This window comes from Brochothrix thermosphacta DSM 20171 = FSL F6-1036 (assembly GCF_036884295.1).
GTDB lineage: Bacteria > Bacillota > Bacilli > Lactobacillales > Listeriaceae > Brochothrix > Brochothrix thermosphacta.
Map to the genome: position 1 here is coordinate 942,307 of NZ_CP145608.1, position 21,710 is coordinate 964,016.

Annotated in this window: 17 protein-coding genes and 1 pseudogene; 15 read left to right on the forward strand and 3 right to left on the reverse strand. The window is 36.0% G+C overall.

Going from position 1 to position 21,710, the window contains the following annotated elements:
• Positions 1-4: 4 nt before the first annotated feature.
• On the forward strand, positions 5-739 hold the full coding sequence (locus V6S17_RS04920; protein WP_080712985.1) for a type 1 glutamine amidotransferase: 735 nt from the start codon (positions 5-7) through the stop codon (positions 737-739).
• Positions 740-988: 249 nt separating this feature from the next.
• Here V6S17_RS04920 and V6S17_RS12665 read toward each other — a convergent pair.
• Positions 989-1,207, reverse strand: a pseudogene (locus tag V6S17_RS12665) (transposase); the annotation flags it as partial.
• A gap of 672 nt (positions 1,208-1,879) precedes the next feature.
• Between V6S17_RS12665 and V6S17_RS04930 the strand changes: the two are divergent.
• Complete coding sequence (locus V6S17_RS04930; protein ID WP_029092632.1) at positions 1,880-3,505, forward strand: KAP family P-loop NTPase fold protein; 1,626 nt, start codon at positions 1,880-1,882, stop codon at positions 3,503-3,505.
• A gap of 155 nt (positions 3,506-3,660) precedes the next feature.
• Positions 3,661-4,776, forward strand: coding sequence for an NAD(P)/FAD-dependent oxidoreductase (locus V6S17_RS04935; RefSeq protein ID WP_029092631.1), 1,116 nt, complete (start codon positions 3,661-3,663; stop codon positions 4,774-4,776).
• A 176-nt stretch (positions 4,777-4,952) separates the two neighbouring features.
• Here V6S17_RS04935 and V6S17_RS04940 read toward each other — a convergent pair whose 3' ends face one another.
• On the reverse strand, positions 4,953-5,123 hold the full coding sequence (locus V6S17_RS04940; protein ID WP_154657754.1) for a hypothetical protein: 171 nt from the start codon (positions 5,121-5,123) through the stop codon (positions 4,953-4,955).
• Between the two features lie 194 nt (positions 5,124-5,317).
• On the reverse strand, positions 5,318-5,677 hold the full coding sequence (locus V6S17_RS04945; RefSeq protein ID WP_029092630.1) for a Lin0512 family protein: 360 nt from the start codon (positions 5,675-5,677) through the stop codon (positions 5,318-5,320).
• 194 nt (positions 5,678-5,871) lie between these two features.
• Here V6S17_RS04945 and V6S17_RS04950 point away from each other — a divergent pair, with 194 nt between their 5' ends.
• From V6S17_RS04950 to asnS, 12 genes are all read left to right on the forward strand, one after another.
• Positions 5,872-6,201 (forward strand): nucleotide pyrophosphohydrolase, encoded by a 330-nt coding sequence (locus V6S17_RS04950; protein WP_029092629.1) that lies wholly within the window; start codon positions 5,872-5,874, stop codon positions 6,199-6,201.
• Positions 6,202-6,205: 4 nt separating this feature from the next.
• Complete coding sequence (gene dapB / locus V6S17_RS04955) at positions 6,206-6,997, forward strand: 4-hydroxy-tetrahydrodipicolinate reductase (protein WP_029092628.1); 792 nt, start codon at positions 6,206-6,208, stop codon at positions 6,995-6,997.
• An 11-nt stretch (positions 6,998-7,008) separates the two neighbouring features.
• A complete protein-coding gene (locus tag V6S17_RS04960) occupies positions 7,009-8,187 on the forward strand; it encodes a CCA tRNA nucleotidyltransferase (protein WP_029092627.1) in 1,179 nt (392 codons plus the stop codon).
• On the forward strand, positions 8,177-9,148 hold the full coding sequence (locus V6S17_RS04965; RefSeq protein ID WP_029092626.1) for a biotin--[acetyl-CoA-carboxylase] ligase: 972 nt from the start codon (positions 8,177-8,179) through the stop codon (positions 9,146-9,148). Before V6S17_RS04960 ends, V6S17_RS04965 begins: the two co-directional genes overlap by 11 nt.
• 634 nt (positions 9,149-9,782) lie before the next feature.
• A complete protein-coding gene (locus tag V6S17_RS04970; protein ID WP_029092625.1) occupies positions 9,783-10,727 on the forward strand; it encodes a sugar-binding transcriptional regulator in 945 nt (314 codons plus the stop codon).
• Positions 10,728-10,823: 96 nt separating this feature from the next.
• Positions 10,824-11,489, forward strand: a complete 666-nt coding sequence (deoC, locus tag V6S17_RS04975; RefSeq protein WP_029092624.1) for a deoxyribose-phosphate aldolase — start codon at positions 10,824-10,826, stop codon at positions 11,487-11,489.
• A gap of 200 nt (positions 11,490-11,689) precedes the next feature.
• On the forward strand, positions 11,690-12,874 hold the full coding sequence (locus V6S17_RS04980; protein ID WP_029092623.1) for a NupC/NupG family nucleoside CNT transporter: 1,185 nt from the start codon (positions 11,690-11,692) through the stop codon (positions 12,872-12,874).
• A gap of 24 nt (positions 12,875-12,898) precedes the next feature.
• Positions 12,899-14,200 (forward strand): pyrimidine-nucleoside phosphorylase, encoded by a 1,302-nt coding sequence (locus tag V6S17_RS04985; protein ID WP_029092622.1) that lies wholly within the window; start codon positions 12,899-12,901, stop codon positions 14,198-14,200.
• A 1,350-nt stretch (positions 14,201-15,550) separates the two neighbouring features.
• A complete protein-coding gene (gene dinG, locus V6S17_RS04990; protein WP_029092621.1) occupies positions 15,551-18,343 on the forward strand; it encodes an ATP-dependent DNA helicase DinG in 2,793 nt (930 codons plus the stop codon).
• Positions 18,344-18,446: 103 nt separating this feature from the next.
• Positions 18,447-18,986 (forward strand): DUF5590 domain-containing protein, encoded by a 540-nt coding sequence (locus V6S17_RS04995; protein ID WP_141690176.1) that lies wholly within the window; start codon positions 18,447-18,449, stop codon positions 18,984-18,986.
• Between the two features lie 13 nt (positions 18,987-18,999).
• Complete coding sequence (locus V6S17_RS05000; RefSeq protein WP_029092619.1) at positions 19,000-20,190, forward strand: pyridoxal phosphate-dependent aminotransferase; 1,191 nt, start codon at positions 19,000-19,002, stop codon at positions 20,188-20,190.
• Between the two features lie 24 nt (positions 20,191-20,214).
• Positions 20,215-21,507: an asparagine--tRNA ligase gene (gene asnS, locus V6S17_RS05005; protein ID WP_029092618.1), complete on the forward strand. Its 1,293-nt coding sequence runs from the start codon at positions 20,215-20,217 to the stop codon at positions 21,505-21,507.
• The last annotated feature ends 203 nt before the right edge of the window (positions 21,508-21,710 follow it).

Here is a 21,710-nt window from a genome sequence, read left to right on the forward strand (position 1 = left end):
GGATATGTCATTAACAATGTGTCATCTTTACGCCAACCTGTTAAATACGTATGGCGATAATGGCAATTTATTAGTGCTTAAACATCGTGCGAATGCGCGCGGTATTGCTTTCGATATCGAAACAATCAGCTTGGATCAACCATTTGATGGCGATAAATACGATATGGTTTTTATTGGTGGCGGTCAAGATTATGAACAACTATTAGTAGCAAAAGATTTACAAACAAAAAAAGCAGCCTTAACAGCCTACATTGAGAATAATAAAGTGATGTTAGCTATTTGTGGTGGCTATCAAATGTTGGGTCAATATTACATGGACGCTGATGGCAATCGTATCGATGGTATTAGTGTGATGCCACACTATACGGTGAATGGCGACGAACGTTTTATCGGTGATGTAATTTTACACAATAAAACGTTTGACGAAAAATATGTTGGCTTTGAAAATCATGGGGGACGTACATACCTTGGTGAAGGTCAACAACCGTTGGCAATGGTTGAAAAAGGACGAGGCAACAACGGTGAAGATGGTACAGAAGGAACGATTTATAAAAATACATTTGGTTCGTATTTACATGGTGCATTGTTAGCAAATAATGCGGATTTAGCTGACCGTTTATTATTAAATGCGTTACAAACGAAATATCCTGAATTAGCGGAATTACCACCGTTAGTAAGTAAATTCCAGGCAAAAGCGAAAGCCGAACGTCTATTGGGACGAGATGCTACAGATAAGTAATACCGTAAAACTATGGCTCTATGTCAAATAGTGTTGTTATTCAAAATTTAGTAAAATAAGTCATTTTTGCAGCTGCCTTTTTTGGTAGCTGCTTATTTTTTGTCATTGCTAATACCGTAGCGGATTGCTAATATCGTTGCGAATTCATGAGCTTACGAGAATAGTATGGGACGGAGATTGCGTAAGCAATTGAGTACCAATCAGTAGTTAGAAGCTTTACGAGAGTACCATTCCTTTCAACTATTTCTTCTAAATTTGCGGATAACTCCTTATCCTCCTCGCTCCGCGGTGGGGTATTCGGACGCCACTTTTCCGTTTCGCGCAGTCACCCTCACAACCATCACGACTGTACACGTTTATGTTTAAAAGCAAATAGAATTCAATTTCGAAATGAGTGGGATTTCGATAACCAAAAGAAACCCGTTTGATGAGCTTAATTTTGTTGTTGATTCCTTCTATATGTCCATTCTAATCTTTGTATATAAAGCTGATTGATAAGCTGAATTTTTTTGGTTTGCAGATCAATCAGTAATTTATATGTTAATGGATAGACTTCCTTGGATTTAACATCCTCCTTGATACACACACTGCGGTGTATTAAAATGTCACTCTTTCCGACAGCTCCACGCTCAAAATTGTCATGACTATCTTTGAGGCGTATACACTCACACGGAATAGAAACCCATCGTAAGTTTAATAACGTTATCAACCGTCGGATAGCTGGTTATGTAAGATTAATGTGAAATATAACGGTGTTAATGAGGTGTTGATTAATGGATTATTCAGAAGATACAGGTTATTAGGAAAAGAAAATGCTTGATTGTTTTAATAATGGTTTCAGTCGTTTCTTTTATCTTAAATAGCCATTGATTCGTCTATTAATTCCTTCGACTGATTACATGGATCTAGATTTTTTTTAAAAGTTTTTTGTAACAGGTCTGTTTCTTTACTAATAATCTATTTTGTTAAGTTGTTCCATACCATAAAGATGTTAAGTGCTTTTTTGTCATCGTAGTACCTCATAATTTTAAATGTTTTTTAATTGTACAACATATAAAGTTTCTAAGAGCGCAAAAAAACTAGTATTAAACGAACAATAACGTATAATTAAAGTATATTATTGATATTGGAGGGTGAATTTTGACAGAAGATGAGTTACAAGCACTGTATACAAAAAGAAAAGAGATAAAAAAAGAATTTGATGGAATTTTGGAAGATCTTTTCGATGACGATGAAGCTAAGGAATTACATAGGGTACAAAACCCTGATGAAACAGAAGAATATTTAAGTAGCCTTCCAGAAAACAGGTTGAGTGATTTAAAAAAACAATTACATACTATTGATAATCGGTTAGGCACGCATCATCAAAAAGAATTTCTAGACAAGCATCGAATCTCTATTGAGGAAGAATATACAACACATATATCTGAAGATTATTTAGACCGCAGTTCTTTGGCCGATTCAGTTGCTAAGTTAATTGGATCAAATAATTCGAAAAATAATATGAGTGTAGGCATTATAGGAGAGTGGGGGAGTGGTAAATCTACATTTTTAGAGTTAATTAAAAAGAAAATGATAGCTAATAAATTTGAAGGAGTTTCTGTTGATTTTAATGCCTCGAAGTACGATGATCAGGAACAAATATGGCATTCACTCCTTCAATCTGTTTCTGAAAAACAGTTATTATTGCAACCATACTTTGGTAAAATACGTTTTATTTTGAAGTCTATTAAAAACAAGAAAAAAATAAAGTCAACAATTGTATCTATTTCGATGCCTTTTGTTTTTATAATCCTATTAAATTGGACGATACATATACTAGCTGACGCTAACTTTAAATACAATAGTTTAAGTCTAGTAACAGGTTTTTCGAGTTTAATAGCGGGTGTTATTTCTTATGACCTTATCAAAAAACTATATTTAGATACGTTAAGTTATTTTAAAAGAAAAGGAGAAGATATACTGCGGAGTCATAAATACCCTAATTATGAGAAAATGTTAGGTTTAAGAGCTAACGTTCGTCAAGAACTTACTACTTTCAAGGACGTCATGGTTAATAAAAATAAAGATAGCAGCTTAGTTATATTCGTGGATGAACTTGATAGGTGTTCTAAAGATACAATAATAAACTTCTTCTCGTCAATAGAGGCTTTTATAGACATAAAAGGAATAACTTTTGTGTTCTCTATAAATCCATTTGTTGTATACCCAGCTTTAGATAAGATATCTTCTTTAGATAGTACAAATTCCATGTTAAATAGTGATGAACCTTATTATGAAGATAGTTCTGGCAAGCTCTTTATAGAGAAATATATAACGAATTTTATAACGCTACCTGTCAGTAATGACTATAAAGAATTTATAAATATAAATTTGAAACAAGCGCTTAAATCAGATGTTATAGATAATATCTCTAATCTAATAACCTCTATCGCGCATTATCAAACGATGACTCCTAGAGAAGTTAAAAAGATATTAGATATCATCTTAATTAATTCCAATTACTTTAATGATTTTACTACAACTCAATTTGCATCTTTAGTTATAATGAAAAGATATTTCAAAGACTGTATGAAATTGTTTAACGAAGTTCCTGAAAATTCAAATGCTTTAATAAAAGATATTGCTAGTACATATATAAAATACAGTGATACAAAAATACCTTTTGATGTTTTTTCACAATTTATCGCAATGATAGGTAGCTCAAGTACATATACAGTTAAGAGTTATAGCGATAAAATTGATCGTATACTTTATTACGTATAAAAATACCTCTTGTATACAACTGAAGTATTTTGACACTTTATGTCAGAATGCTTTTTTTAGTGTGATAATTAGCCATCAACCCGACACAGAAAAACGAGCTGACAAATGTTATAATCATGAGATAGTATATAAAGTAGTATAAAGGAGCGGAACGTATGAAAATAACGATTGTGGGCGGTGGCATTGTCGGAATGACAGCAGCCTATTTATTAACAAAAGAAGCAGATATTGAGGTGACATTGATTGATCGTGAAGGTGCTGGTCAATCATCGGCAGCAGCATCCGGAATTGTTTGTCCATGGGTATCAAAAAGACGTAATAAAACATGGTATCGTTTAGCTGTAGAAGGCGCACGTTTTTACCGTGAATTAATTCCTCTATTGGAGCAAGAAGCGACAGTTGATACAGGGTATAAACAAACGGGTGCATTAATATTACGCGATCAACTTTCTAAAATCGTTGAGTTGCAGGAGATTATTACTGAACGTTTAGAAGAAGCCCCTGAAATAGGAGAGCTATTAATACTAGATGAAGCGGATATTCAAAATCGTTACCCATTTTTAGCAGCTGAATTAGTGGGACTCTTTGTGAGTGGGGGAGCCCGTGTTGATGGTACTAATCTTGTGGCAGCTTTACAAGAAGTGGCACTACGTAATGGATTGAAGTTAGTGAAAGGCACAGCTGTATTAAAACGCAAAGAAGAACAACTGCAGGTGTGGGTAAATGATAACGAACTAATTGCTGATAAAATCATTTTAGCTGCAGGTGCGTGGTTAGGAAAAATGTTTGATGATGATGTTTTTTGTGATATTGATACGCAAAAAGGGCAACTTTTTCACTTGAACCCTCAACAAGCGACAGGAGAATGGCCAGTGATGATGCCAGCTTCTGCTTATAGTTTCGTGCCGTTTGATGGTCAGCATCTTGTCATTGGGGCTTCACATGAAAAGGGCAAAGACTTTGATTTAGCACCCACTATCGGTGAACTGAATGATATTGCAACAGAAAGTTTACGTTTTGCGCCGGGATGGCGCGATTCTCAAATAATTGAAGTGCGTACGGGCACACGAGCCTATACCTCGGATTATACACCAGTAATTGGTCAAGTACCGTTTGCTAGTAATGCCTACGTAGCAAACGGACTAGGTGCATCTGGGTTAACTGTAGGACCTTATGCTGCCAAAATCGTAGCCGATTTAGTTTTAGGGCGTGATGTTCAAATTGATTTGAGTGACTATCCTGTGGCGCAGTATTTACGATTGAAAGATTGAACAATTGAACGTTTTTTTGATTTAGAATGTTTTCAATCGTTAAGAGTATTATCACAGCTGCTTTCCAAGTACAATTTTCCCTATAAAAAAAGCTTAATCAGATGATTAGGCTTTTAAACGGATCATTTATTGCAAGAAGGGGTAAGGATAAAATAAGGTATGATTGATTGAGTTGATTATTCTCTGAAATTATAAACGGATGACATGCTAATAACAGCAAATAATCCTAGTGAAAAAAGGAAATTAATAAACAATGTACGAATAATGTTATCACTCGAGTTGAAAATGATGCTTAAAAGTGAGATGAAGACGAAAAAAGCGAGACAAATCAATAATTTTTTTAGCATAGTGGACCTCCTAGTATGAATCATAATCGGTAGTGCTAAACTAATTGTATAATGAGTGAACTGAAAAGTATGTAAACGTATTCTATTGTAAGTATAACAAAAAACGTATCAATAAAGAAATTTTCGATGGATGCAAACAATTTAAACCATCAAAAAAAGACACTTAACAGTGTCTTTTTATTTGTAAGAAGCTACTAATAACCTGCTTCAACACTCGCATTCACGATATACATTAAGTCATTTTTATCGCCTTTTTCGGGAATAATAATGCCATGAGTTGTTACCATACCACCGCGTTGTGTTTCAACGGTAACTGTGCCAAAAGGGATGCGAGCTTTAACAGCTTCTATATCCAGCTCTGCTTCATCAGTAGGAATTGCTAATTTAACAGTAACACACATATTATTTAAATCTTCATTTGGGAGCATTGCTTCAATACCAGCCATTGAATTATGATAAATGGCATTATCAACAGCTCGAACAGCTGCTTTAGTGACATCTTGGCCATGAACATCGACACCAAAACCCGTTTGGATAAAGAGTACTTTTTTCATAACAAAAAACCTCCATTCGTATAGTTTCAGTATAGGTGTAGAAAGCTGTTAAATCAAGTTGTTCAGCCTTTACAAAAAATGATACAATAATGTATGAGTATTATTGTAAAATTGAGTCCATATAAACGTCAAAGTGACGAATGAGCAATTGTCTTAATATAATAGACAGTTGGGAAATCGAAAGGATGATAACGATGACAGATAAGTCAATGCGCACGATCCAACAAGAAGTAGATGACCATATCGGTCAATTTAAAACGGGTTATTTTTCACCATTAGCGATGATGGCACGTATTACCGAAGAAACCGGTGAATTGGCACGTGAAGTTAATCATTTTTACGGTGAAAAACCCAAAAAAACGAGTGAAGCAGAAGTCACTGTTAAAGAAGAACTTGGAGATGTTTTATTCACAATAATTTGTATGGCTAATTCATTAGGCATTGATTTACAAGAGGCACACGAAGAAGTGCTGCATAAATTTAACACCCGCGATAAAGATCGTTGGGAACGAAAGGATGACTAAAATGATAAAAATTGCGGTAACAGGTTATACGGGACGCATGGGTTCAGAGGCGGTTCGTTTAGTTTTAAATGATGAAAATTATGAATTGGTCGGCGTATTAGGTTACCGTCACCAACATCAAAATATAAATGAAATTGCTGAATTTAATACTTATGATGTACCGGTTTACAATGAGATTGAAACATTATTTTCTGAGGAAAATTTTGATGTACTCATTGAATTAACAACACCTGCAGTGGGTTACAAACATACTAAAATGGCACTTTCACACAAAGTAGCACCTGTTGTAGGAACAACTGGTTTTACACCAGAACAGATAGAAGAATTACAGACTTTAGCAATCACAAATCAAACAGGTGGTTTAATTGCACCTAATTTCGCAGTCGGTGCTGTCTTGATGATGAAATTTGCACGTATGGCAGCGAAGTATTTTCCTGATGTTGAAATTACAGAACTCCACCATGATCGTAAGTTAGATGCTCCATCTGGAACCGCTGTTAAAACAGCTGAGATGATTGCAGAAGTACGTCCAGAGCATTACCAAGGAAATGTAGATGAAGAGGAAACAATGCCTGGTGCTCGTGGTGCTAATTATGAAGGTATGCGTATTCATAGTGTCCGCTTACCCGGTTTAATTGCACATCAAGAAGTGCTATTTGGTGCATCAGGACAAGGTTTAACAATTCGTCACGATTCATATGACCGTGCGTCATTTATGTCGGGTGTAAAACTAGGTGTGGATCACGTGGTTGTAAATCCTGGATTAGTTTATGGATTGGATAACATATTAGATTAGGTAGGGATGTCATGTTAACAGGAAAATTTAAAGAGGCTCTGCCTTTATTAGAAACATTAACAACTGCTGGATACGAAGCTTATTTTGTTGGTGGCTCCGTGCGGGATGTCATTCTTAATCGACCAATCGCTGATGTGGATATTGCCACTTCGGCTTATCCAGAAGAGGTTAAAAAACTCTTTAGCCATACAATTGATACGGGAATTCAACATGGAACCGTGACGGTAATGATGGAAAAAGAAGGGTATGAAATCACAACCTTCCGAACAGAGTCAACATACCAAGATTATCGCCGTCCAGACGAAGTCACATTTGTACGTTCGTTAAAAGAGGATTTAAAACGTCGTGATTTTACGATGAATGCCATCGCAATGGATCAATTTGGTATTTTGCATGATCCTTATCAGGGTCAAGCAGCGATTGTGGCACAAATAATTGAAGCAGTTGGTATTGCTGATGAGCGTTTTTCAGAAGACGCATTACGAATGATGCGTGCATTACGATTCGTGAGTCAACTCGGATTCACATTGGAGCTAGCAACAAAGAACGCCATTAAAAATAACCGTGCATTATTGGAGCATATTGCAGTTGAACGTTGTTATGTTGAAATGACAAAACTATTATTAGGGAGTAATGTGCAACAAGGATTAGCGTTAATCACTGATACAAACATATACCAGCATCTGCCCGGTTTAGCAGAAGCTGCCACCAGTTTAGAAAAACTACAAACAATTAACTGGCCAAGTGAACGTCAACCGCAATTAGTATGGACGCTTTTTTGTTCCGAGGTCGCGCCACTAGAAGCGAAACGTTTCTTAAAAAAATGGAAAGCTTCAAATGAAATGATGACGGCTGTCAGTCACGCATTGACTTATTACCAAACAGTGCCTGTGTGGTCTTCACTTACATTATACGATGCAGGTGAAGCTACAATCACATTAGTAGAGCAACTAAAGAGGGCACATAATATAGCAACAGACACAACAGAAGTTTTGGAACAATACCACCAATTACCAATTCAGAATCGTCATCAATTGGCAGTTAGTGGTCATGATTTAATGCTTTGGTTAGAAAAAGCACCAGGTGCTTGGATTGCGACACTGATACGCAAGATTGAAGTTGCTATTGTTGAAGGTTTATTAGCGAATGAAGCAAGTGCAATTAGAGAGTGGGTAGAAAATGAAAACTGATATTCGAAAAGCCTTATTAGAACTTTTTTCTTCAACAGAAACTGAATTTGTTTCTGGACAAGCGATTGCGGATCATCTTAACTGTTCACGCACAGCGGTTTGGAAACATATGAATGCCTTGAAAGAAGAAGGTTTTTTGGTTGAAGCCGTGAGAAATAAAGGGTATCGCCTAGAACAAAACACCGATCAAATTTCAGAAAATGAACTTTATCTTGGTTTGAAGACAGAGGTAATTGGCCAAAAAATTGTGTATGTCGAAGAGACAAGTTCAACCCAATTGATTGCACAACAACTACTGCACCAAGATACACCAGAAGGCACGCTTGTTGTGACTAACTTTCAAAGTGCAGGTCGCGGACGTTTGTCACGCACTTGGTTATCAGAGCCAGGGGATAATATCGCTATGAGTCTCATTTTAAAACCAAAGTTATCGATGCAACAGTTTCCACAATTGACATTTTTAGCTTCAGTATCAATCGTAGCGGCTATAAAAGAAGTTGTAGGGATTGAAGCACAGATTAAATGGCCTAATGATATTTTCATTGCAGGTAAAAAAGTTTGTGGCGTATTGACGGAAATGGTCAGTGATCCGGAAGAAGTAAAAGCAGTCATCATCGGCATGGGAATCAACGTTAATCAGGCTGTTTTTTCTGAGGATATTGCAACGATTGCAACGAGTTTACGACTTGAAAGTGGAGAAAAACAACAGCGCAGTGCTTTAATACAAGCAATTTTAGTACACTTCGAAGCATTTTATCAACAATACTTGACTGAAGGTTTTTCTCCAATTAAAAAATATTGGGAAGCGCATGCTTTGCAGTTTAATAAAAACATTAAAGCTCGTACCTTAAAAGGTGTTTTAGAAGGCGAATTTAAAGGTATTACCGATGATGGCGTATTATTATTACAAGATGTAGCAGGTGAAATTCACCACGTATATTCAGCTGATATTGAAATATAAATAGTCAACATAAACTTCAATATGTAGTGACCCCGATAAGTAAGACTTTTAGGGAGTGGATAAATCCACTCTTTTTTTATGTTTTAAAATGGATGATTATTTTAATGATTTTATCAAGTAATACAAAAGTAAAAACGACAAAGAAAGAAGAATTAATATTAATATTGAGATAGGTATCAGTATGTTAAAAACCCTTTGGATATTTACCGGTACGAATAAATAACTGAATACAATTATTAATATGAAAATTAAAGGAATGAAAATCATTTTCCTATTCAATAGGGATGCAACTCTTTTGCGATGTTTTGAAATTCTTTTAACGTAGAAAGTTCATTATAAAACATCTTATTTATTTTGTCTTATTACTTTTTGAGCAAAAGGTAACTATTAATATAACCTAATAAAAATGCCTTTTTTAGCTAGTGATATTTATTAAATATATAAATACAAGAAATATAAAATCCCTAATCGTTTCTTTGCAGAGCATCAAAATATTCTGATATCTAGAAGTAAGGAGTTAAACTTGTTACTTCTTTTTTATCAACTTCTAATAAATATCCTAGCTTTTTTTGATGCATACGGCTATCATTTAAAGGGAATAGCTAAAGGCAATAACCAAAGAGGAGTGTCGAACATGCCGGAAGAAAAAGGTCAATTAAGTGTTGCAGTTGCTCGCTTATATTATGAAGCGGAATTAAGTCAACAAGAAATTGCTAATCAATTACAAATATCACGACCAACCGTTTCACGTTTATTGGCGTATGCCAAAGAGAAGGGGTATGTGCAAATCAATATTTCTGATCCGTTCACTGATATTGAAGGTGTAAGAACAGCTTTACGGGAGCGCTACCAGCTTAAAGACGTACAATTAGTATTTGCACCCACTACCTCAGAAGAGAAACTATACGACACCTTAGGTGAGTTTGCAGCGCGTTATATTGAATCAATCACAAAGGATGATGATGTTATTGGCGTGAGCTGGGGAAAAACAATTCATGCCATTGCAAAACATCTCACACCACAAGAATATAAAAATATTCAAGTCGTGCAACTAAAAGGGGGTATCAGTCAATCGAAAGTTGATACTTATGCAAATGAAACATTGAATATTTTCGCGAAAACGTTTAATACAGTGCCTCAAGCATTGCCTTTGCCAGTCGTTTTTGATAATGAAGTAACAAAACATGTAGTCGAACAAGATCGTCACATCCAAGCAATTAGTAATTTAGGTAAACGTGCGAATACTGCTATTTTTACTGTGGGTACAGTTCGCCCAGAAGCATTGTTGTTTCAATTAGGCTATTTAACAGCAGATGAAATAGAATTATTAAAAAAGAAAGCTGTTGGCGATATTTGCTCGCGTTTTTATGATGAAAACGGAGAAGTTTGTGCCCCGACAATTGATAATCGTACGATGGGAATTGAATTAGCGGATTTGCAAGATAAGGAAAATGCGATTTTGGTTGCTGGCGGTGTTCGTAAAATTCAAGCGATTGATGCGGCATTAAAGGGAAAGTATGGCAATATCTTGCTGTTAGATTATGAAACAGCAAAAGGTTTGTTAGCCTATCCGTCATAATTAAAAATAAATTTGAACATTGGTTCAAACTAATGTTGTACATTTGTTCACGATGTAGTATACTCAAAATATAAAGAGAAAAGGAGTGATTGAATCATGAACTTAGCAAATATGATTGATCATACATTATTAAAACAAGACGCAACACGCGAACAAATTTTAAAACTGACAGCAGAAGCTCGTGAACACGATTTTGCATCAGTATGTGTTAATCCTTACTGGGTTAAATTATCAAGTGAAGAATTAGATGGCGCATACGCAAAAGTATGTACTGTTATTGGTTTTCCTTTAGGTGCATCAACAACAGCAGCGAAAGTAGCAGAAGCTAAAGATGCTGTGGCAAACGGTGCAAACGAAGTAGATATGGTTATTAACGTTGGCGCTTTGAAAGATGGCGATAACGAAGTTGTAAAAAATGATATTCAAGCAGTCGTTGAAGCTGTTAAAGGTCAAGCAATTGTAAAAGTTATCATTGAAACATGTCTGTTAACAGACGAAGAAAAAGTACGTGCATGTGAATTAGCAGTTGAAGCAGGTACTGATTTTGTTAAAACTTCAACAGGTTTTTCTACTGGTGGAGCAACAGCGGAAGATATTGCTTTGATGCGCAAAACAGTTGGACCTAACATTGGAGTTAAAGCTTCAGGTGGCGTTCGCTCAAAAGAAGATGTTGATGCAATGATCGCAGCAGGAGCAACTCGTATTGGAGCAAGTGCTGGTGTCACAATTATTGCTGGTGGAACTTCTAAATCGGACTACTAAGAAATAGCGAAAGCTAAGTCGATTTTTGTCCGGAATATTACGAAAAAGCTCAGTTGGTGTTACAACTACTAAAACTGAGGATGAATAAGCACAATCTGTTGCTTATTCATTTATTTTTCACCTTTATTGTAGTTCATGTTGTATAATGTTAAATGTAAACGATTGCAGTTGTAATCGTAAAAACTAAAAGGTGGTCTCTTATGAAATATTTAATTGGTATTATCGGTATTATTGTTGTGTTATTGATGGCATGGGCTTTCAGTAAAGATAAGAAAAAAATCAAGTACCGTCCTGTTGTTATCATGATTGTTTTACAATTTATTCTTGCTGCCGTATTGTTGAATACGAACGTAGGTAATATATTAGTCGGTGGGTTTGCTAAAGGATTTGAATACCTTTTATCTTACGCTGCTGAAGGAATCAACTTTGTATTTGGTGGTCTCCTTAATGCTGACGCACAATCAAGCTTCTTTTTAGGCGTGTTAATGCCAATTGTATTTATCTCAGCGTTAATCGGGATTTTACATCACTTCAAAATTCTACAAATTTTCATGCGTAGCGTCGGTTACTTATTAAGTAAAGTAAACGGTATGGGTCAATTAGAGTCATATAACGCTGTTGCATCTGCAATACTGGGTCAATCAGAAGTTTTCATTTCAGTGAAAAACCAATTGAGCCTATTAAATGAAAAACGTCTCTACACATTATGTGCATCAGCAATGTCAACAGTATCAATGGCAATTGTTGGCGCATATATGACAATGTTAAAACCAGAATACGTTGTTACAGCAATCGTATTAAACCTTTTTGGTGGTTTTATCATCGCTTCAATCATCAACCCTTACGAAGTAGCACCAGATGAAGATATTCTCGAAGTTAAAAAAGAACGTAAACAATCGTTTTTCGAAGTACTTGGTGAATACATCATGGATGGTTTCAAAGTAGCTATTACAGTTGGGGCAATGCTGATCGGTTTCATCGCAATTATTGCGTTGGTTAACGGTATTTTCTCAGCGATTTTAGGAATTTCTTTCCAAGATCTATTAGGATATGTTTTTGCTCCGTTTGCTTTCATCATGGGTATTCCGTGGTCAGAGGCAATCAGTGCCGGAAGTGTTATGGCAACGAAATTAGTATCGAATGAATTTGTTGCAATGGACTTCTTGACAAGTGGTAACTTCGACTTCTCAGGACGTACAACAGCAATCGTTTCAGTATTCCTTGTATCTTTTGCAAACTTCTCTTCAATCGGTATCATTTCAGGTGCGATTAAAGGATTGAACGAAGAAAAAGGTAACATGGCAGCTAAATTTGGGTTACGCCTTCTTTATGGTGCAACACTTGTAAGTTTCTTAACAGCTACAATTGTAGGATTAATTTACTAAAAAACAAAGGACTGGTGATTTATTATGAGAATGGTAGATATTATAGCAAACAAACGCGATGGAAAAGAATTATCAACAGAGGAAATTAATTTCTTTATCGATGGTTACACAGCTGGCGATATTCCTGATTATCAAGCAAGCGCATTAGCGATGGCAATTTTCTTTCAAGATATGACAGATAATGAACGTGCCTCTTTAACAATGGCAATGGTTAATTCTGGAGAAACAATTGATTTATCAGGTATTGAAGGCGTAAAAGTGGATAAACATTCGACTGGTGGTGTTGGTGATACAACAACACTTGTATTAGCACCACTTGTAGGAGCTTTAGATATTCCTACAGCTAAAATGTCTGGTCGTGGTTTAGGTCATACGGGTGGAACAATCGATAAATTAGAAGCTGTTAAAGGCTTCCATGTTGAAATTACGAACGAAGAGTTTATGGAAATCGTCAACCGCGATAAAGTTGCTGTTATTGGTCAATCAGGAAACTTAACACCAGCAGATAAAAAAATGTATGCATTACGTGATGTTACAGGAACAGTTAACTCGATTCCTTTAATCGCAAGCTCAATCATGAGTAAAAAAATCGCAGCAGGTGCTGATGCAATTGTCTTAGATGTTAAAACAGGTGCCGGTGCCTTCATGAAAACAGATGAAGATGCACAAAACCTTGCACATGCAATGGTTCGTATAGGTAATAACGTGGGTCGTCAAACGATGGCAGTTATTTCTGATATGTCACAACCTTTAGGTTATGCGATTGGTAATGCTCTGGAAGTTAAAGAGGCAATTGACACACTTAAAGGTGAAGGACCAGAAGATTTAACAGAATTAGTTTTAACATTAGGCTCGCAAATGGTTGTGCTTGCTAAAAAAGCAGAAACATTAGAAGAAGCGCGTGAATTGCTTAAAGAAGTAATTGCTAATGGAAAAGCACTCGATAAATTCAGAACGTTCTTACACAATCAAGGTGGCGATGAAACAGTTGTGGATCATCCAGAACGCTTGCCACAAGCAGAATTTGTGATTGATGTACCAGCTAAACAAACGGGTGTTGTATCAAATATGGTTGCCGATGAAATTGGTATCGCAGCAATGTTATTAGGTGCAGGACGTGCAACTAAAGAAGATGAAATTGACTTAGCAGTTGGTTTAATGTTACGTAAAAAAGTTGGCGAAGCAGTGAAAGAAGGCGAGCCACTTGTAACAATTTATTCTAATAGAAAAAATGTTGATGATGTTATTGCGAAAATCTATGCTAACATTTCAATTGCTGATAGCGCAGTGGAACCAACACTTATCCACTCAATCGTTACTGAATAAAAGCAAGTTTAACCGTGTTAAAACACTGGTAAATTGGAATCTATAACAAAGTCACTACTTTTAGACTAAGGAATTTAAGTTAGGATAGACTGATCCATGTCTATTTAAAACTTAAATTTCAGGTCTGGTAGTGGCTTTTTTTATAGGGTATGAAATTTCCAGATGTTTTAGGTTAAAGTGCTAGAGAATTAAGAGAAACGTCAATCTAGGTTGTTACAATTTGCTCATTCGGGATTGCGTACCTTATGTACGCGCACCGTCATTCACGCATCGTGCCTACTAGCTCAACATTTCTCTTCTTCTAAAAAATATTATAAGAAAACCATCATTAGAATTTTTCTAGTGGTGGCTTTTTTTATAGGGTATGAAATTACTATCATCGTTGCAAATTTATTTGCTTACGAGGATAGTGTGGGTGTTGACACCGTTGCAAATTAATTTGCTTACGGAGACAATATGGGACGGAGCGAAAGCGAGTACCATTCCTTATGTTAATGTCTTGAGAGTACCAATCCTTATATTAATTCCTATGCTAATTCCTTAAGAGCATCATTCCTTAGAGTAAGAGAGTACCAATCGTTGTTGTTTTTTCAATACAGTTAAAATGAAAACCGTATCATTTAATATAACCTCCATAAAATTAAGAATTATATCCTAAATAAAGAGCAATAAGCATAATAAAACAAAGTACTAAAATAAGACTAAAAGATAATATCATAGATATGATAGTTAGTAGTGTAGAATTCTTTGTTCTATTTTTCCATGATAATATAAACCAAAAAAAGCAAAATAATGTAGGTATCATAAGGATAATAATATACATATAGCGTTGTTTAAACATAAACCAAAATTCAGTTATAAACTCATTCATTGATACACCTACTTTCTTGAGAAGCGGTTACATACACTTTTATAATACACATTTTATGTCGATAAGACAATGATGGTAATATAAGAAGTTCAAAAGTTAATCCCAATATAGTTTATGCAAATGAAAATAGTGTATCAAAAGACTTAAAAATGATGGATGTATGAAATGTTGACAAATTATGCTTGTAATTCTAGAGATAAAGCTAACATTTCTCTTCTTCTAAAAAATATTATAAGAAAACCATCATTAGAATTTTTCTAGTGATGGCTTTTTTTTGGAAAATAGATAAGATGATTTAGTTTTATGACAAGTATTAATAGTCATTTGTTAAAATTTACAGTTGATTTGATAAAACTACCTTGATATGAAACGTTTTGTAGCTATAAAAATGGTGCTGTGTTTGTTATAATGGTAAGGATAATAACAATAATAAAAGGCTACCTGTGTGACATTATATAGAGGGAGCTAAGAGAAATTAGGTGATTCACATAGCGAGATATGTTGTTGTAGATATCGAAACAACAGGCCATCGCCCAAATGAAGGCGATCGAATAATAGAATTTTCAGCCATTGTCATTGAGCATGGGGAAATTGTACATGAATTTTCAACGCTAGTGAATCCTGATCGGACGATTCCACCGTTTATTACGGAGTTGACTAAAATCAATTCAAAAAAGGTGGCAACCGCCCCTTATATTGAAGATATAATGACAATCATAGCTTCATTATTGTCAGATTCTGTTTTTGTAGCACATAATGTCCAGTTTGATTGGCCATTTATACAATCGGAAGCAAAACGTTTAGGGTACGATTTTGATATAGCTCGTGTGATTGATACGGTTGAATTAACACGCATTTTATTTCCAACTTTAGATAGTTATCGTCTCAGTGATTTGAGTGAGGATTTTAATATCACTCATGACCAACCCCACTCAGCAGCAAGTGATACTTTAGCAACTGTACATTTATTTTTAGAAGCCATGCAAGCATTGGATAAAGTACCCACTTCAGTTTTAGAGCAATTATATGAATTAATGCCTCATTTACTTAGCGACTTTTCAAAGGAGATTTATACTCTTATTCAGAAAAAAGAGCGACGTAATGAACCGTTGTCAAAATCATTAGTAGCATTTGAAGGATTGATTTTTCGCCGACCAATTGAAACTGAAATCTTAAATAAAACAGTTGAAGATGTTTCTTATCCACATACAATGGCGGAAAAAGAGAACTTAATCCAACAGTCTTTTTCAAATTATGAGCCGCGATCGAATCAGTTCGTGATGATGGATCAAATATATGATCAATTACGATTAGATCATCATCAAGCAATTGAAGCGGGCACTGGTATTGGTAAAACGTTGGGTTACTTACTGCCTGCAGCTTATTTTTCACAAGAAAGTGGGAAGCGTGTAGTTGTTGCAACATACTCACTTTTATTACAAAACCAAATGATGGCTCAAGATGTACCACGGCTGCAAAAACTGTTACCTTTTCCAACAAAAGTTGCGACGGTCAAAGGGCGCACTCATTATGTTAGCCTTAACAAACTATCCGTTGTATTAAAGGCACCAGGGAATAATTATGATGAATTTTTAACGAAGGCTCAATTGTTAATATGGTTATTACAAACAAATAGCGGTGATATGACTGAGCTTAATCATCCTGGTGGCGGTAAAAATATTATGTATCAGGTAACAAGTAGTGCGCGTGATGATGGTTCTATTTTTGAAGAGTACGAGTATTACTCACGAATGAAACGTGAAGCTGCAGCAGCGAACATTGTTGTTACAACACACGCAACATTATGGTTAGATACTGTTTCTCAAACCGATGTGTTAGGAGATTATGACCACGTTATTGTCGATGAAGCCCATCACCTTACGGATTCTGCTCGCCAATTTTTAGGTGCACAGTTCTCATTACAACAAACGCGTTATATGTTGAATCGGATTACGTCATTGCATAAAGAGAATACTTGGAGTGAAATGAAGAAAAAAAGTGATTTAGCAGATTCTCTCTTTGAGATTGGTCTTACGGTCACTAGTTTAGATATGGAACTGGGCCATTTTTTCACTTATATAAATGAATTATTTTTGAATGAAAAAGAAAAACGACCTGGCGCATTTCGTGTCGCATTATCGGATGGTGAGAAAGCCACAGTTGCCCAATTACCTGATCATATTGTTGTTTCTTACCGACGTTGTGAAAATTTTTATAAGGTTTTAAGCGAGCAGTTGTTAGAAATGAGCACTGCAAAATCGGTGAGTGAAGAAGCGCTCTTTGAAATTGAAGTCACACGAGCAATTAGCTTTATCAAGGAGCAACAGCAAGCCTTGGTTAGACTAATGACAGAGACAGAACCTGAGATGGTTGTTTGGTACGAAACAGACCGTAAAAACACTCGTAATGGCAGTCGCTTGGTTGGTGAGCCATTGCAAACGGCACCACTTATTCAAGAACGTCTTTTTCAAACGAATAAGTCAGTGATTTTAACATCAGCAACACTCACCACTGACCGATCGTTTGATTATTTAGAAAAAGAATTGGGTTTTGAAACGAGTGCGCTACCAACGCTAGCTTTAGCGGCTTCATTTGATTATGCCACGCATGTGCGATTGTGCTTGCCTGAAGATATGCCATCAGTAAAACAGGTCAGTGTGAATGAGTACGCTCATGCTTTAGCTGATTATCTGAGTGATGTTGCTCAAGTAACTGATGGACGGATGTTAGTATTATTTACAGCCTATGATATGCTGACTGCAACCTACCATCGATTAAATAAAGATAAAAAATTAGATGCTTACCGTGTATTAGCACAAAATGTAACATCGGGTAGTACACAACGATTGATTCAACAATTTAAACGGACGGATAAGGCAATTTTATTAGGGACGACTAGTTTTTGGGAAGGGCTCGATATTCCAGGGGAAGCATTAAGTTGTATTGCTATTGTAAGATTACCCTTTATTTCACCAGAAGACCCTTACATGAAAGCGCAGATGCGTCGTTTCAAAGAACAAGGTGAGAATGCTTTTGAAAAATATGCATTACCACAGGCTATCTTACGATTTCGTCAAGGGTTTGGCCGTCTGATGCGTCATGAAAATGATCGTGGTATCATTTTAGTATTTGATCAACGAATTGATAACACGGATTTTGGACAAGCCTTTCTACATTCGATCCCTTCCGTTGATATTGTTAAAGGAACAAGCGAAGTGATTTTACCAGCAATTGCTGAATGGTTGCCACAAACAACAATAATCGACCATTGAAAACGATTTTTACTTTATTTTAAGCAGTAAGATTGCTATAATATGCTAGTGAGTAGGGTGGAATTTCACCTTTTACAAATAACTGAAATAAGTGACAGAAAGTGTGAGACTTATCAAAACATTATTGAAGAGAAGTCATGAACATCGTAGACGTCGTCGTTGGCCGTGGATTGTGTTAGGTTGTTTTTTAGTTATCATAGGTATCGCTACAACAGTCTACCTGGTTTCAACAGCACCACTTCGAGAAGCGAAAGCTGATGCGTTTGAAGTGGCTCAAAAAGAAAAGAATATTGTCTCCGTTAGTGATTTTTACTACTATAATGGTATTAAAGATAAATATTCTGTTATTGTGGGACCAAATAATAAAAAACAAGAAACAGCTGTTTTTGTTCCGCGAGGCGTTAAAGGGAAATACGCGAACAAAACAATTAGCTATCTGATGAAAGATGGCATCACTAAGGAAAAAGCAATTGAAATTGTAGAAAAAGAAAAAAGTCCTAGCAAGATATTAACAACGCATCTTGGAATGGATGAAGGCACTCCGATATGGGAAATTTCTTATCGTAAAGCCGACGGGACACTCAATTATTTAGAAATTAATTTCATCACGGGTTCGTGGTATCGCCAGATTAATAATTTATAAGGAGGCAGTAACAATGACATTTGAATTATCGAAGCGTGCGTTAAACATTACGCCATCAGCAACATTGGTTATTTCAGGTAAAGCAAAAGAGATGAAAGCCTCTGGTATTGATGTAATTGGTTTAGGTGCAGGTGAACCGGATTTTAATACGCCAGATTATATTTTGGATGCTGCAAAAGCAGCGATGGATAATGGCGAAACAAAATATACTGCAGTTGGTGGTATCATTGAGTTGAAACAAGCAATTGTTGATAAATTAGCCATTGATAATGGTTTAACTTATACAACCAATCAAGTTATTGTTACAACGGGTGCTAAAAATGCTATTTATACATTGTGCCAAGCAGTGTTAAATGCAGGGGATGAAGTTATTATTCCTGCACCTTATTGGGTCAGCTATACTGAAATGGTTAAATTGGCCGAAGGTGTTCCTGTTATTATTGAAGGAAAGCAAGAGCAACAATTTAAAGTGACAGCTGCTGAAATTGAAGCAGCGATCACGCCAAAAACACGTGCTCTTTTTATCAATTCACCAAGTAATCCAACGGGTACAGTTTATAGTCGTGAGGAGTTACAGGCGATTGCAGAAGTAGCAGTTAAACACCAAATTATGGTTATTTCAGATGAAATTTACGAGAAATTAATTTTTGGTGAGGCTGAACATATTTCAATTGCTTCTTTAGGTGATGAAATCAAACAGTTAACGATGATTATAAATGGCGTGTCAAAATCACATGCAATGACAGGATGGCGTATTGGATATGCAGTCGGTGATGCACAAGTGATTAAAGCGATGACCGAGCTAAATGGTCATGCCACAAGTAATCCAACGTCAATTGCGCAGTATGCTGCATTGGGAGCTTATACAGGAGATCAAACAGCAATTTCTGTAATGAAGGAAGCCTTTGGCAAGCGTTTAGATACAATTTATCCGCAAATCACTGCAATTCCTGGTTTCAAAGTAGATAAACCAAGCGGCGCCTTTTATCTCTTTATTGAGGTAAGTGAAGCAGCAAAACAAACAGGTTTTGATTCGGTCGATGCGTTTGCAACGGCATTGTTAGAAGAAGCGCACGTTGCGGTTATTCCGGGATCAGGGTTTGGTACGCCAAACTATATTCGTATCTCGTATGCTACCTCATTAGAGTTATTGGAAGAAGCGGTCAAACGAATGAAAAACTTTGTTATTTCAAAACAACATTAAAGTGAAATTATTGGAGGCAATGAATTGAAAATTACAATTAAGCAAGCAAAAGATTATGTAGGACAAGTCGTAACAATCGGTTGTTGGTTAGACAACAAACGTTCAAGTGGTAAAATTGCGTTTTTACAATTACGTGATGGTTCTGGCTTTATGCAAGGTGTTGTCGTTAAAGCTGAGGTTTCAGAAGAAATGTTTGATTTAGCAAAACATATCACTCAGGAAACAAGTCTTTATGTAACTGGTGAAATCCGTGAAGATTCACGTTCTAAATTTGGTTTTGAAATGGGCGTGCAATCAGTTGAAGTCATCGCTGAAGCAAAAGATTACCCAATCACACCTAAAGAACATGGAACAGAATTTTTAATGGACAACCGTCATTTATGGTTACGTTCTAAACGTCAACATGCCATTATGAAAGTGCGTAACGAATTAATTCGTGCGACATATGAATTCTTCAATGATAATGGTTTTACAAAAGTTGATCCGCCGATTTTAACTGGTAGTGCACCAGAAGGAACAACGGAATTATTCCATACAAAATATTTTGATGAAGATGCATTTCTTTCTCAAAGTGGCCAACTATACATGGAAGCGGCAGCAATGGCTTTAGGTCGAGTATTTTCATTCGGACCAACATTCCGTGCTGAAAAATCAAAAACACGCCGTCACTTAATTGAATTCTGGATGATTGAACCAGAAATGGCATTTGTACAACATGCAGAAAGTTTAGAAATTCAAGAACAATATGTTTCTTATATTATCCAATCGGCGCTTAAAAACTGTGAATTGGAATTAGATACATTAGGTCGTGATACATCTAAATTAGAATTAGTAACAGGTGAATTCCCACGTATTACTTATGATGAAGCAATTGAATTATTACACAAATTAGATTTTGATGATATTCAATGGGGTGATGACTTTGGTTCGCCACATGAAACAGCAATTGCTAATCATTTTGATAAACCAGTCTTTATCACTGAATACCCAACAGCAATCAAATCTTTCTACATGCAACCAAAACCTGGACGTCCAGAAGTTGTTTTATGTGCTGATTTAATTGCTCCTGAAGGTTATGGTGAAATTATTGGTGGGTCAGAGCGTATTCATGATGCTGATTTAATGTTAGAACGTGTTAAAGAGCATGGCTTAGATCCAGAAGCATACTCATGGTACTTAGATATCACTAAATATGGCGATGTGCCACACGCTGGATTTGGTTTAGGTTTAGAGCGTTTAGTAGCATACGTAACAGGTGTTGAACATGTGCGTGAAACAATTCCGTTCCCACGTTTGTTAAACCGTATCTACCCATAAATAAAAGCTCAGACCACAAGCTTAACACCAAAGCATTTGGAATCTTTGACAAACGACTAGTTGTGTCGGTAGGAGAAGATGAAAATGGACAGGTGTTAGTGGTCTAAACTAGATAATAAAAAAAGTACAGACCACAAGATATAAATCTGAGACGCATCATCCAATTATTGTGATGGTGCGTTTTATTAATACAAGGAGGTACT